Raw genomic sequence first — 13,334 nt, forward strand, 5'->3', positions numbered from 1 at the left:
GGCGGCGCCGCGCCGGTCGTAGCATCGGAGGATGACGCGCTCACTGCCGAGAAGCACCCCGTCCGCCCGCTCCGTCGACGCCGAGGGAGTGCTGGCCTTCGTCGAAGGGGTCGAGGCCGCTCCCGGCGTCGAGCTGCACGGCCTGATGGTCGTGCAGGGCGGCGACGTGGTCGCCGAGGGCTGGTGGGCGCCGTACTCGGCCGAGCGGCCGCACCTCTTCTACTCGCTGAGCAAGAGCTTCACCGCGACCGCCGTCGGCCTCGCGGTCGCCGAGGGCCTGGTCGACCTGGACGCCACCGTCCTCTCGTACTTCCCCGAGCTCGACGACGAGATCACCGACCCGCGCTCGCGTGCGGTCCGCGTCCGCCACGTCCTCGCGATGGCGAGCGGCCACTCCGCCGAGACGATCGACCGTGCCGAGGAGACGGACCCGGCCGACCTGGTGCGCGGCTTCCTCCTCCTCCCGCCGGAGCAGGAGCCGGGCAGCGTCTTCGCCTACAACCAGCCCTGCACCTTCGCCGCCGCCGCGATCGTGCAGCGCGTGAGCGGGCAGTCGCTGACCGACTACCTGCGCCCGCGCCTGCTCGATCCGCTCGGCATCGGCGAGGTCGCCTGGCATCGCGACGACTCGGGGCGCGAGCTCGGCTACAGCGGGCTGCACGCCACCACCGAGGCGGCAGCTGCGCTCGGACTGCTGTACCTGCAGGAGGGGCGCTGGGGCGACCGGCGGATCCTCTCGCCGGAGTGGGTCGCCGAGGCGTCCCGCGCGCACGTCCCGACCCACGAGGACGGCGGACCGGACTGGCAGCAGGGCTACGGCTTCCAGTTCTGGCGGTCGCTGCACGGCTACCGCGCGGACGGCGCGTACGGGCAGTTCAGCCTGATCGTGCCCGAGCACGAGCTCGTGATCGCGCTGACCGGCCAGACCTCGGACACGCAGACGCTGCTCGCGCTCGCCTGGGAGCACCTGCTCCCCGCCGTCGGCCGAGGGTCCACGGCGGAGGCCGACGCCCGACTGGCCGACCGGCTGTCGGAGCTCGCCCTGCCCGCGCTCGAGGGCGCCTCCCCCGCGACCGGGAGCTACACGCCGGTCGGATCGTGGCCCGACGCCGTCGAGGTGACGGCCGACGAGGGCGGCTGGACGCTCGCGCTGACCGAGGGCGACGAGCGCTTCACGGTGACGCCCGGCGCGGGAGCCTGGACCGTCGACGGGCCGTTCGCGGCGAGCGCCGGACCCTCGGGCGACGGAGTCCTGGTCGACGTCGTGTTCCTCGAGACCCCGCACCGCCTGCACGTCGAGCTCGGTCCCGACCGCACCGCCCGCGTCCGCTGGGAGACGGAGCCGCTGCACGACGGCCCGCTCGCCGGGCTGCGCGCCCCGCGCTGACGGCAGGGCCCGCTCCGCTCATCCGTCGCGAGCGGCCCGTCCGCCCGCTCCGCTCATCCGTCGCGAGCGGCCCGTCCGCCCGCTCCGCTCATCCGTCGCGAGCGGCCCGTCCGCCCCTCGGTGACGGGCCGTTCGCGACGGATCGAGAGGGGTCGCGCTCGGCCGTGCGGACCGCGCGCATCGGGCGGTGCACACCGGGGGTCGACGAGTCGAGGAGCGGAGTGGGCACGAGGGTCCTTCCTGGGGGGCGGCGCTCTGGCACAATCGTCGGAGCGCTGCTCCGGAACATTGCGGAGCACTGCTCCGGAACGTGGTGGAGCTCCGCTCGGAGACATTACGGAGCGCCGCTCCGAAAAGCAAGGAGAACCGATGAGCGACCGTGTGCCCCGCACGCCCGGCCGACCGCGGACGAGTCGCGACGCACTGCTCGCCGCCGCGGCGACGGTGTTCGTGGCCTCCGGCGTGGACGCGCCGGTCCGCGAGATCGCGGCGGAGGCCGGCGTCGGCATGGGGACGATCTACCGGCACTTCCCGACCCGCTCGGAGCTCGTGGTCGCCGTCTACCGCCACCAGGTCGAGGCCTGCGCGGAGGCGGGCCCACGGCTGCTCGCCGACAGCGCGACCCCGGAGGCCGCCCTCCGGGCCTGGGTCGCCCACTTCGTCGACCTCCTGGTGACCAAGCACGGCCTCGCCGGTGCGCTCCAGGGCGACAGTGCCGGATCCGACGCCCTGCACGCCTACTTCGTGGAGCGGCTCGTCCCCGTCTGCGGCGACCTGCTCGAGGCGGCACGACCCGCCCGGATCCCGGCGTCGAGCCTCAGCGGCTACATGCTCCTCAAGGGCATCGGCAACCTCTGCATCGGCGCCGCCCACGATCCGGACTACGACGCCGACACCCTCGTGCAGGCCCTCGTCACCGGAGCGCTACAGGCGGATCAGCCCTGATGGCCTCCACGGTCCGCTCGACCGCGTCCTCGACCGCCGCCCGGCGGCTCGCGTCGTCCTCGCGCTCGGACTCGTGGACGAAGACGGCTGCGCCGCGCCGGGCTCCGCAGTAGTCGATGATCCCGTGCTGGATCTGCGTCAGCAGCGCCTGCTCGTAGCCGTGCCGCTCGTAGGTCCCGGCGGAGTCCCCCGCGACGAGGACGAGGTGGACGGTCAGAGCGCCGAGCCTGCGCTGCGTGCCGTGGACGGGGTCGATGTCGAAGGCCCAGCCGGCGAGGAAGACGCGGTCGATCCAGCCCTTCAGCAGCGCGGGCATCGACCACCAGTAGACGGGGAAGACGAGCACGAGGTGGTCGACGCCGTCGAGCCGGCGCTGCTCGCGGAGGACGTCGTCGGGAACCGGGCCGACACCGCGGTAGCGGTCCCGGTCGGCCGCGCCGAACCGCGGGTCGAAGCCCTCGCTGTCGAGGTCGGCCGTCTCCACTCCGTCGGGGCCGAGCTCGTCCCGCAGCCGCCGGGCGAGGGCGGCGGTGAGGGAGTCGCGGTCGGGGTGCGCGGTGACGAGGAGGGTGCTCACCGCTCCAGTGAACCGCACCCGCCCTGCGGCACCCCTGGCAGGATGACCCGGTGACTCCGCACCGCTCCCCCCGCCGCCCCGACGTCGTCTCCGTCGAGCTCGTCGGCGGACCGGAGCCGCTCGAGCTCGCCCTGCACGAGCACGACCCCGAGTGGTCCGCCGTGTTCGAGGAGCACCGGCGGCGCATCCTCGAGGCCGTCCCGGGCGTGCGGGTCGAGCACATCGGCTCGACCTCCGTCCCGGGCCTGCCCGCGAAGCCGATCGTCGACGTGCTCGTCGTCGTGCCCGACGTCACGGCGGAGGAGGACCACGTCGCGCCGCTGCTCGCGGCCGGCTACGTCCTGCGCACCCGCGAGCCCGGGCACCGGCTCGTCCGCACGCCCGGACGGGACGCCCACGTCCACATCTACGAGGAGGGTCATCCCGCGATCGACGCGTACCTCCTCCTGCGCGACCGGCTGCGCACCGACCCGGCCGACCGCGAGCTCTACCGCAGCACGAAGGCGTCTCTCCTCCTCCGGCGCTGGGAGGACGGGAACGACTACGCCGAGGCGAAGTCCGCCGTGATCGCGGCCATCCTCGAGCGCGCGAGATCCTCGCAGCCCTGAGACCTCCCGCGCTTCGTCCAGAACAGCGCCAACTTCCTCGACCTGCGCACGCTGGGCGGCGACGACGTCGGAGCGGACTACCTGCCCTGGGCGGCGACCGCGGCGGACGCGGCGGACGGCTCCGTCGTGGGCGTGCCGACCGACGTGGGCGGCCTCAGCTTCGCCTACCGCGCGGACCTGTTCGAGCAGGCAGGCCTCCCCACCGATCCGGACGAGGTCGCCGCGCTCTGGAGCGACTGGGACGGCTTCCTCGCGACCGGCGAGAAGTACACGGCCGCGACCGGTGAGCCCTTCGTCGACAACGTGGAGACCAGCGTCTTCTACTCGACGATCAACCAGGTCACCGAGAAGTACTACTCCCCCGACGGCGAGCTCGTCTACGACACGAACCCGCAGGTGGAGGACGCCTTCGACATCGCCGTGAAGGCCCACGACGCGGGGATCAGCGCCGGCATCGCCGCCTTCTCCTCCGGCTGGGCGCCCGGCCGGGCGAACGGCTCGTTCGCCGTGACCGTCGCTCCGTCCTGGATCCTCCAGGGCATCAAGACCGACGCCCCCGACACCGCGGGGAACTGGCGCGTCACCTCGGTCCCCGGAGTCGGCGGCAACTGGGGAGGCAGCGTCATCGCCATCCCGGCGCGGGCCGAGCACCCGCAGGCCGCGTGGCAGTACATCCAGACGATGATGTCGGCGGAGGGCCAGGAGGACCACTTCGCCACCTCCGGCACGTTCCCCGCCGCCACCGCCGCCCTGCAGAGCGACAGTGTCCGCGCCTACACCGATCCGTTCTTCGGCGACTCGAGGATCGGCGAGGTGATCGCGAGCTCGGTCGAGGACTTCCCCTCGTTCGTGAACGGCCCCGACACCGGAGCGATCGGCGCCGCTCTCTCGGGGGCGCTGGTCGAGCTGGAGTCGGGCAACGTCTCCTCCGCCGACGCCTTCTCGAGCGGGCTCGACAGCGCTCGCCAGGCGGTCGGCGGCTAGGCCGCACCGCACGTCCGATCGCCCTCGAGCCCTCCGGCCCGGGGGCGGTCGCGGTTCGGGCGGCATCGGATGATCGACGGTTCGCGGAGCGCGCCCTCCAACCGGGCGGAGCGCTCGCGCCGGAAGGTCGAGCAGCGAGGACCGGGCCCGCGCAGCCGTCGGTATCCGGCGACCGAGTGGATTCGGATGTTGACGTCATCAGAGCCTCGTGGAAGCCTGATGTTTGCGTGAACATGCGCGAAGTCCCCGGTGCAAAGGAGCACAGCATGACGTCTCGACCACGAACGGCCGCCGCGGCGGTGGCCGCGCTGCTCGTCGCAGCGCTCCTGGGAACAGGAGCGCAGTCGGCCTCGGCCGCCGTGGCCACGGATCCCGACGACGGAGTGCCGCGCACCTCGACGCCCGTGACCTACACCGACTACCCGGCGGTCCAGGACCCGGGCAGCACCGCGGTCGGCTACTTCCAGCCCTACTGGTACGACACCGTCGGCCGCCACATCCAGGCGCACGGCGGCCAGATCGTCACCGTCGAGGAGGGCGGTCAGCAGGTCCAGTACTGGTACGGCGAGGACCGCACGAAGGGCTACTGGAACAGCCCCGGAGTCGCGGTCTACCGCTCCACCGACGGCCACAACTGGGAGAACAAGGGCACCGCGCTGCGCAGCGTCTCGGCTCCGGCCGACCTCGAGGCCCCCTACTTCGACGCGCTCTACGACACCGTCGACGACTCCGGAGCCCCTCGCGCCGACCGCATCGCGGAGCTCGACTACCACCTCGACACGACGCAGGCCTCGCCGAACACCGCCATCTTCGAGCGCCCCAAGGTCCTCTTCAACGAGAAGACCGGCAAGTGGGTCATGTGGTGGCACTCCGACGGCCGGACCACGCCGGGCGGCAGCACCTACGCGCGCTCGATGGCGGGAGTCGCCGTCTCGGACAGCCCGACCGGGCCCTTCACGCTCCAGGGCGTCTACCGCCTCTACAACCGCACGGACTACAAGGCCTGCACCACCTCCGCCGTTCCCGGGCAGGCGCGGGACATGACCGTCTTCCAGGACGAGGACGGCACCGCGTACATCTCCTACTCCTCCGAGGAGAACTACTCGCTCTACGTGGCGAAGCTGGACGCCGACTACACCAACGTCGAGCGGACCACCACGACCGACACCCTCGACGCGAACCAGTACTCGGCCGACGGGACGTACCCCTACGTCTTCGCCGACGGTGCGGCCGGAGCACCGGTGCGCGGCACCGACTTCCAGATCGTCAAGGAGTGCGGACACCTCGAGGCGCCCGCGATCTTCGCCAACGGCGGCAAGTACTACACGATCGCCTCCGGGGCGACCGGCTGGGCGCCGAACCCGCAGACCTACTACACCGCCGACTCGATCCTCGGCGCGTGGACCCGCGGAGTCGAGAAGGGCGACGCCGACGAGAACGTCGCCTACAACGCGATCCCGGAGGGCGGCGACGGCCTGCTCTCGATCGGCGACTCCCGCAAGACGACCTTCGGCTCGCAGTCGACGAACGTCCTCACGCTCGCTCCCGGGAAGTACGTCTACATGGGCGACCGGTGGAACGAGGGCAAGTCGGACTCGACCTACGTCTGGCTCCCGATGACGGTCGGTGAGAACGGCCGCCTCGAGATGCGGAACCCGGCTCAGGAGGACCCGGCGCGCTGGGGATCCGGCTGGAACCTCTCCTACTGGGACGACAAGGGGGTCGGCGAGGGCGTCTGGTCGGTCGTGGACGCCCGTCTGCCGAAGCAGGTCCGCCGCGGCGCCGACATCGCCGCCGCGCTCCCCTCGACGGTCTCGGTCGCGAGCAACGGCTCGACCCGCGACGTCGCCGTGACCTGGGCCGCCCCCGGCCCCGCCGAGCTCGGCACGGTGCAGGTGACGGGCACGCTCGCCGCCGACGCCGGGTTCTCCTCCGGCCGCCGCTTCACCCGCACGATCGAGGTGGCGGAGCCGGGCATCGCGAACCTCGCTCCCGGAGCGTCCGTCGCGGTCTCGAGCCGCACGGACCTCGCCGGCAAGCTCATCGACGGCGACGTCAAGGGCAAGGGCTGGGACGACTGGTCCTCGGCCGGCTACCCGCGCGACAGCCGCCTCTCCTTCTCCTGGGGCGCGGCGCAGAACCTCGACTCGGTGACGGTCAGCACCTACAAGGACGGTGCGACCGCCACCTGGCCGTCGAGGATCGAGGTCGAGTACCAGGTGAACGGCGCATGGACGACTTCCTCCGTCGCCACCACCCTCAGCCAGGCCGCGACCGGATCCGCCCCGACGGCGATCCTCGACCTGTCCTCCCTGCCCGACACCACGGGCCTCCGCCTGCACCTCACCAGCGCGGCGAACACGTGGCAGTCGGTCTCGGAGGTGCAGATCTGGGGCACCGCGCCGCCGACGAACGTCTGCCGCGTTCCCGGGGCCGCAGTCTCGGCGTCGTTCAGCCAGACGAAGTACGCGACCCTCCCCGCGAAGAACGCCTGCGACGGCAACGTGAGCACCCCCTGGTCGACCTGGACCGACGGCACCTTCGCCGGCAGCGCCGAGTTCACGCTGACGAACACCGAGGCGCACCGCGTCGCCGGGCTCACCTTCACCAACACCGAGGGCACCCTGGCGTCGGTGAGCGTGGCCTACCGCGCCGAGGACGGCACCTGGAAGCCGACCACCGCGCAGAACGTCGCTCCGGCGGCGAACGGCACGCTGACCACGATCCCGTTCGCGGCGGTCTCGGCCACCGGCCTGAAGCTGACCTTCTCCACGCCGGGCTCGTTCCTCAAGATCGGCGAGATCGTCGTCCCCGAGGCGGCCGCCCCGGCGCTGACGGTGCCGGTGACCGTGACGTCGCGCTGTGTGGCCGGGAAGGCGGTGCTGACTGTCCTCGCCAAGAACGGCGGCACCGCTCCGATCGACGTCGCGATGGCCTCGGCCTACGGCTCGAAGACGGTCACCGCGGTGGCCGGGGGCGCGAGCGGATCGGCCGCGTTCACCACCCGCCTGACGAGCATGCCGGGCGGCCAGGTGACGGTGACCGCCACGGCGGGCTCCGAGACCCTCGCGCAGACGGTGGCCTACCCGGCCCGCGTCTGCTGAGCGCACGGCGGCCGGTCGACCGGCCGTGACGGAGGAGGGGGTGCCCGCGGGCGCTCCCTCCTCTGCATGTGCGGCACATCATCCGAGGCGCAGGGCGAGTGCGGGCTCGAGGCGCGCGGCTCAGGGCTCCAGATGCCGAAGGACGTGCCGGGCCTGGGCGGGAGCGCCGTCACGTCGATCTCCGCGGGCGAGAAGGAACGGCCGCTCCCCCGCAGGCGCTCCCCGAGAAGGAGATCGGTCGCCTGATCGATCCGGCTCAGCGCCGCCTCGTCGAGGAGGTGGGCGCACGAGCATGGCCGAGCCCGCTGGCGCGCTCCGCGGCACTCCACCCGGAAGCGGGGGTGCAGAGCACTTCGCGCTCCTGGTAGTAATCACAGGCGGGCGCATCGCAAAGCCCGCAGAACTGGACCGTCCGTGACCCGCACCACCCGCGCTCTCGCCGCGTTCGTCCCGACGACGACCCTCGTGCTCTCCGTGGTGTTCGCCTCCGCCGCACTCGCGCCCGAGGCGATGACCGCCCCGGAAGCGGTGTCGACGCCGACCGCCGCCTCGCCCACGGAGGATGCGGCGCCGACTGCGGACCCCTCCGCTCCCGGTGCGGAATCCGGCGCCTCCGACCGCCGCTCCTCGAGCCCCTCCTCCGCGGACCCCGTCGACCCCGCGCAGCCGACGACCGGCTCCTCCCCCGCGGACCGGCCCGCCACAGACCCGCCCGCCGCGGACCGTCCCGCCGACTCCCCCTCCGCCACCCCGCCCGACGCCGCCGATCCCCTCACCGGCGAGGACCCGGTCCGCACGCCGCCCCTGCTCCACGACCTCGACGGAGTGGACGTCGACGTCGACATCACCCCTCCGGCGCAGCCCGGCTCCCTCTCGCTCTCCGTCGCCGCCGACGCCGTCGACCTCGCCGAGTCGGGCTCCACCGCCCTCCAGCGCCGGTTCACGGGCGGGCTCCCCACGGTCACCGTCACCGACTCGCGCGTCGGCGCGCAGAACGACTGGTACGTCCTCGCCTCGGCGAGCGCCCTCACCGGCGCGAGCGCCTCGATCGGAGCCGACCACCTCGGCTGGACCCCGCGCCTGATCACCGGCACCGGCGCCGTCGCGGGCGATCCGGTCGCCTCCTCCCTCGAGGGCGGCGCGGGCCTGCGCGACGCGCTGCTGCTCGGAGCCGCCGGCGGGGCCGGCACCTGGAGCGCCGACGCCGAGCTGCGGCTGCTGGCCGAGCCGGACGTCGAGGCCGGCTCCTACCGCTCGACGATCACGCTGTCGCTGTTCGCCTAGGCGCGGACCAGCGCAACGGCCGGGGACCGCGCCCCGCGGTCACTCCTGAGCGACCGCGACCGCCACGACGAGCGCGGAGTGGACCGTCGGCTCCGAGACGGCGAAGTAGCGGCTCGAGCCCTCGATCCAGGCCTCGGTCGCACCCTCCCTGGTGCGGAAGCGGACGGGCTCGTCGCTCGAGGTCCCACGCCCGTCGGCCTTCGCGACCGCCTGCGAGCGCAGATCGGCGAGCACCTGCTCCGCCGTCGTCGCCCCGGAGGCCACGCGGTCGCGGACGGTGCGGGCGCGCACCGCGTCGATCCCGATGTCGCGTCCGGTCGCCAGCGCCGCGACCACCGCGCCGTCGCAGTGCGCGATGCTGATCCGCATCCGCTCCAGCGCCGGGTGCTCGCCGCGGAGCACCGGGCGGCCGTGCGGTCCGGAGCAGCGCTCGCAGCGCGCGTCCACGGCGACCTCGAGGGGATCGATCCCGAGCGTCTCGGCGGCCAGCTCGCGCACGAGGACCCGGCCGAGGAGGAAGCCGTCCCGGACCTCGCGCCGACTCGTCGCCTCGTAGCGCAGGCGCTCGGCGAGGGTGAGCAGGCGCAGCATCCGGTGGCGGGCGGAGTCGAGGACCTCGGGCCGCGCCCAGCGCAGCTGCACGTCGTCGGTGGCGAGGAGGGGGAGTCCGGTCATGCCCCGGACGCTACGCACGCCAGGCGACATCGGCGTGACGGGAGGGTGGCCGGAGGGAGACGGGCCGCTGTTGACTGGGAGGCGTGCAGACCTTCCTCCCCTACCCCGACTTCCACCGCAGCGTCCGCGCCCTCGACGGCAAGCGGCTCGGCAAGCAGCGCGTCGAGACGCTGCAGGTCATGCGGGCGCTGACCGTCCCGGGGTACGGCTGGCAGAACCACCCCGTCACGCGGATGTGGCGGGGCTACCGGCCGGCGCTGATGACCTACCAGCGCGAGACCTGCGCGGAGTGGACGGAGCGCGGCTTCGCCGACACGTGCCTCGTGAAGACCGAGGAGGCCCTCGCCGCCGCCCCGGAGGATCTCGCCGCCTACCTGACCGGCGACTACCCGCTCCCGCCGTGGTTCGGCGACGAGCGGCTGCACCTCTCGCACCGCTCGAAGCTCGTGACCAAGGACGAGGACCACTACGGCCCGCTGTTCCCCGGCACGCCGCCGGGGCTCGACTACCTCTGGCCCGTCGGCGCCTGAGCTCAGGCCGCGGGCGGGCGGAGGAACGGGATCGCGATGCGCGGACGGAACACCTCGCGCTGGTTCGCCTTCACCAGTCCGCAGATGATCAGCACGAAGTGCACCAGCCAGAGCACGGCGAACAGCGTGATCGGGATGCCGATCGGATAGAAGTCCTTCGCGAGCGGGGTGTCGGAGGCGGCGAAGAGCAGCACGACGTGCGCGCCGAGCGTCACGACCCCGATCAGGATCACCGTCAGGCCCCAGTTCGCCGCGTTCCGCGCGTTCTCGGCGGCGAGCCCGCCCTTCCTCCGGGCGGAGGGGTACACGGACGCCATGACGATGCCGCCCACGATCAGGCTGAGGAACGGGATCCCGATGAACGCGAGGAAGCCGAGAGCGTACGAGAGGGCGCCCGTGGGCGGTGCGGCGACGGCCTGCGGGGGCGCGACCGGAGCGGCCTCCGGGGTCGTCGCGTCGGCCGGTCCGGGGTCGGAGGAGGGGCTCGCCATGTAGACAGCCTAGGGAACACCGTCCCCCGGGTCGCGGTCAGGGTCTTTTCAGGCCTCTGGCCGGGCCTTCGTCTTCGGGGGCTCTCGGGTTAGTCTGTCGAGGTTGACCTGCCGCACGGAGCGTGCAGGGCGTCGGCCGCGGTCGTCGCAGCATCCGGGGGGATTCGCGAAGGAGAAGGTTTGGCGTCCGACAGAAGGACCACCGGTGGTGTGGTCAAGGCGATCGTGGGCTTCCTGGGCATGAGCGTCGTGGCCGGAGTCCTCGTGACCGCCACCGTCACCCCGGCCGTGGCGCTCGCCGGAGTCGCCGCGAACCAGTCGATCGGCGTCTTCGACGGCCTGCCCGACTACCTCGAGGTCGACAAGCTCTCCGAGAAGAGCAACATCTACGCGACCGGCTCCGACGGCCCGCAGCTGCTCGCCTCCTTCTACGTCGAGAACCGCGTCGAGGTGCCGCTCGACCTCATCGCCCAGGCCGCCAAGGACGCCGCCGTCTCGGGTGAGGACCCCCGCTTCTACGACCACGGCGGAGTCGACCTCCCCGGCACGCTCCGCGCCGTCGCGCAGACCTACGTGCTCGGCAACGACGTGCAGGGCGGATCCTCGATCACCCAGCAGTACGTGAAGAACGTCCTCGTCGAGAAGGCCGTCCGCAACATCTCGGACGACGCCGAGCGCGCGGCCGCGATCGACGAGGCCACCCGGACCTCGCCCGAGCGCAAGCTCCGCGAGATGAAGCTCGCCATCGGGCTCGAGAAGCAGTACACGAAGGACCAGATCCTCCAGGGCTACCTCAACATCGCGTTCTTCGGAGGCACCACCTACGGCCTCGAGACCGCCGCGAACTACTACTACGCGACCTCGGCCGCGGACCTCTCGATCGCCCAGGCCGCGAGCCTCATCGCGATCGTCAACAACCCGGCCGTCCTGCGGATCGACCAGCCCGACAACCCGGACAACGGCGCCGCGAACGGCTACGCCCGCAACAAGGACCGCCGCGACTACATCATCGGCAAGATGCTCGAGGAGGGGAAGATCTCGCAGGAGGACCACGACGCCGCCGTCGCCACTCCGATCGAGCCCCGCATCACCCAGCCCAGCACCGGCTGCTCGACCGCGGGCAACGCGGGCTTCTTCTGCGACTACGTCACCAACGTCCTGAAGAACAACGAGATCTTCGGCGCCGACGAGGACACCCGCTGGACGAACTTCCGCCGCGGCGGCCTCGACGTCTACACGACGCTCGACGTCGGCCTGCAGGACGCGGCCGTCGCCGCCGTCGACGCGCAGGTCCCGCAGACCTGGAACTTCGACGTCGGAGCCGTCTCGGTCAGCGTCGAGGTCGGATCCGGGCGCGTGCTCGCGATGACGCAGAACAAGAAGTACTCGCAGGATCCGGACGTCCTCACGACCGACCCGTCCTACAGCGCCGTGAACTACAGCACCGATCGGGCCAACGGCGGATCCTCCGGGATCCAGCCGGGCTCGACCTACAAGCTCTTCACGCTGGTGGAGTGGCTGAAGGAGGGCCACAGCATCAACGAGTCGGTCGACGGGACGCGCAAGTCCACCTGGGGCACCTTCACGGACTCCTGCGTCTCCGGCGGCACCGACACGAGCAACGAGACGAGCGCGAAGAACGACGAGGGCGGCACCGGCGAGGTCGGCACCCCGGTGTCCTTCACGAAGACCTCCCTCAACACCGGCTTCGTCGGCATGGCCCGTGAGCTCGACCTGTGCGGCATCCGCGACACCGCGGTCGACATGGGCGTGAAGCAGGGCAGCGGCGAGGAGCTCGAGCACAACCCGTCGTCGGTGCTCGGCACGAACTACGTCTCGCCCCTCTCGATGGCCGGCGCCTTCGCCACCATCGCCTCCGGCGGCACGACCTGCGACCCCGTCGCGATCGACCGCATCACCGACTCCGCCGGAGCCGACCAGCCGGTGCCCCCGGCGAACTGCCGCCAGTCGATCGACCGCAACGTCGCCGCCACCGCGGCCGTCGCGCTGCAGGCGACCTTCACCGGCGGAGGGACGGCCGTGGCCTCCCGCACCGGCGACGGCGTTCCGCTGATCGGCAAGACCGGCACCACCGACGACGCGAAGGCCACCTGGATGACCGGAGCGAGCACCCGCGTCGCGACCGCCGTCGGCGTGTTCAACGTGAAGGGCGACGCGAACCTGCGCCTCGGCCGCTACTCCTTCGACTCCGGATCCGCCGCCACCGCGCGCCACCGCATCTGGCCGGTCGTCATGCGCGCCGCCGACGCGACGTACGGCGGGACGGCGTTCCCGGAGGCCGACGGCTCGCTGCAGGTCGTCCCGAAGGTCGACATCCCGGATGTCGTCGGGCTCTCCTCCGCCGACGCCGAGGCCAAGCTCGAGGCGGCCGGCTTCGGCGTCGTGCAGGGCGGCACGGAGGCGAGCGACGCCGCGGTCGGGACGGTCACCCGCGCCGACCCGTCGGGCTCGGCCCCGCGCGGCACCGCGATCACCGTGTTCACCAGCTCCGGCAACCAGAAGACCGTGCCGAACGTGACGGGCCAGGATCTGGAGGCCGCGAAGAACGCCTTCGGCGCCGCCGGCTTCACGAAGATCACGCTCGCCTGCGCCGAGGACCCGAAGGCGCCCGACGCCGGCCAGGTCACCGGGCAGGAGCCGGCCGGCGGCTCCCCCGTCGCTCCGGACGCCACGCTGAAGGTGACGATCACCGCGAAGAAGTGCCCCTGACCGGCGCCCGACGGCTCGC

The 13,334-nt window shown here is 72.5% G+C and carries 11 protein-coding genes; 8 read left to right on the plus strand and 3 right to left on the minus strand.

Translation table 11 applies throughout. From position 1 onward, the window contains the following. The first annotated feature begins 31 nt into the window (after positions 1-31). Positions 32-1,387 carry a serine hydrolase gene (locus tag C5B93_RS13780; protein ID WP_104292707.1) on the plus strand — a complete coding sequence of 452 codons (1,356 nt, stop codon included), beginning with the start codon at positions 32-34 and terminating at the stop codon, positions 1,385-1,387. Positions 1,388-1,756: 369 nt separating this feature from the next. After that, positions 1,757-2,332, plus strand: a complete 576-nt coding sequence (locus C5B93_RS13785) for a TetR/AcrR family transcriptional regulator (RefSeq protein ID WP_104227392.1) — start codon at positions 1,757-1,759, stop codon at positions 2,330-2,332. On the opposite strand, the gene C5B93_RS13790 is transcribed toward C5B93_RS13785, so the two are convergent. Beyond that, positions 2,301-2,909, minus strand: a complete 609-nt coding sequence (locus C5B93_RS13790) for an NAD(P)H-dependent oxidoreductase (RefSeq protein ID WP_104292708.1) — start codon at positions 2,907-2,909, stop codon at positions 2,301-2,303. The two genes, C5B93_RS13785 and C5B93_RS13790, sit on opposite strands and share 32 nt — an antisense overlap. A 50-nt stretch (positions 2,910-2,959) precedes the next feature. Between C5B93_RS13790 and C5B93_RS13795 the strand changes: the two genes are divergently transcribed. The 4 genes from C5B93_RS13795 (at position 2,960) to C5B93_RS13815 (ending at position 8,889) form a co-directional block, all read left to right on the plus strand. Continuing rightward, the gene (locus tag C5B93_RS13795; protein WP_104292709.1) at positions 2,960-3,517 is read left to right on the plus strand and encodes a GrpB family protein; all 558 of its coding nucleotides are present in this window, start codon (positions 2,960-2,962) and stop codon (positions 3,515-3,517) included. A gap of 51 nt (positions 3,518-3,568) precedes the next feature. Continuing rightward, the gene (locus tag C5B93_RS13800) at positions 3,569-4,501 is read left to right on the plus strand and encodes an ABC transporter substrate-binding protein (protein ID WP_258068231.1); all 933 of its coding nucleotides are present in this window, start codon (positions 3,569-3,571) and stop codon (positions 4,499-4,501) included. A gap of 266 nt (positions 4,502-4,767) precedes the next feature. After that, positions 4,768-7,605: a discoidin domain-containing protein gene (locus C5B93_RS13805; RefSeq protein ID WP_104292711.1), complete on the plus strand. Its 2,838-nt coding sequence runs from the start codon at positions 4,768-4,770 to the stop codon at positions 7,603-7,605. Between the two features lie 414 nt (positions 7,606-8,019). Next, positions 8,020-8,889 carry a hypothetical protein gene (locus C5B93_RS13815; protein ID WP_104292713.1) on the plus strand — a complete coding sequence of 290 codons (870 nt, stop codon included), beginning with the start codon at positions 8,020-8,022 and terminating at the stop codon, positions 8,887-8,889. Positions 8,890-8,928: 39 nt separating this feature from the next. On the opposite strand, the gene C5B93_RS13820 is transcribed toward C5B93_RS13815, so the two are convergent. Then, entirely contained in the window at positions 8,929-9,564 is a 636-nt protein-coding gene (locus C5B93_RS13820; protein WP_104224364.1) for a 4'-phosphopantetheinyl transferase superfamily protein, read from the minus strand. 83 nt (positions 9,565-9,647) lie between these two features. Between C5B93_RS13820 and C5B93_RS13825 the strand changes: the two genes are divergently transcribed. Then, positions 9,648-10,094: an MSMEG_6728 family protein gene (locus C5B93_RS13825; protein ID WP_104292714.1), complete on the plus strand. Its 447-nt coding sequence runs from the start codon at positions 9,648-9,650 to the stop codon at positions 10,092-10,094. A gap of 2 nt (positions 10,095-10,096) precedes the next feature. On the opposite strand, the gene C5B93_RS13830 is transcribed toward C5B93_RS13825, so the two are convergent. Then, positions 10,097-10,585 carry a DUF4870 domain-containing protein gene (locus C5B93_RS13830; RefSeq protein ID WP_104292715.1) on the minus strand — a complete coding sequence of 163 codons (489 nt, stop codon included), beginning with the start codon at positions 10,583-10,585 and terminating at the stop codon, positions 10,097-10,099. Positions 10,586-10,765: 180 nt separating this feature from the next. Between C5B93_RS13830 and C5B93_RS13835 the strand changes: the two genes are divergently transcribed. After that, a complete protein-coding gene (locus C5B93_RS13835; RefSeq protein WP_258068229.1) occupies positions 10,766-13,315 on the plus strand; it encodes a transglycosylase domain-containing protein in 2,550 nt (849 codons plus the stop codon). Positions 13,316-13,334 lie beyond the last annotated feature (19 nt).

The sequence above is a fragment of the Rathayibacter sp. AY1A2 genome (assembly GCF_002930935.1).
Taxonomy (GTDB): Bacteria; Actinomycetota; Actinomycetes; order Actinomycetales; family Microbacteriaceae; genus Rathayibacter.

What these genes read in the sequence shown, in the direction of transcription:
- C5B93_RS13780 (WP_104292707.1), top strand. Translation starts at nt 32, where the DNA reads ATGACGCGCTCACTGCCGAGAAGCACCCCGTCCGCCCGCTCCGTCGAC.
- C5B93_RS13785 (WP_104227392.1), top strand. Translation starts at nt 1,757, where the DNA reads ATGAGCGACCGTGTGCCCCGCACGCCCGGCCGACCGCGGACGAGTCGC.
- C5B93_RS13805 (WP_104292711.1), top strand. Translation starts at nt 4,768, where the DNA reads ATGACGTCTCGACCACGAACGGCCGCCGCGGCGGTGGCCGCGCTGCTC.
- C5B93_RS13820 (WP_104224364.1), bottom strand. Translation starts at nt 9,564, where the DNA reads ATGACCGGACTCCCCCTCCTCGCCACCGACGACGTGCAGCTGCGCTGG.
- C5B93_RS13830 (WP_104292715.1), bottom strand. Translation starts at nt 10,585, where the DNA reads ATGGCGAGCCCCTCCTCCGACCCCGGACCGGCCGACGCGACGACCCCG.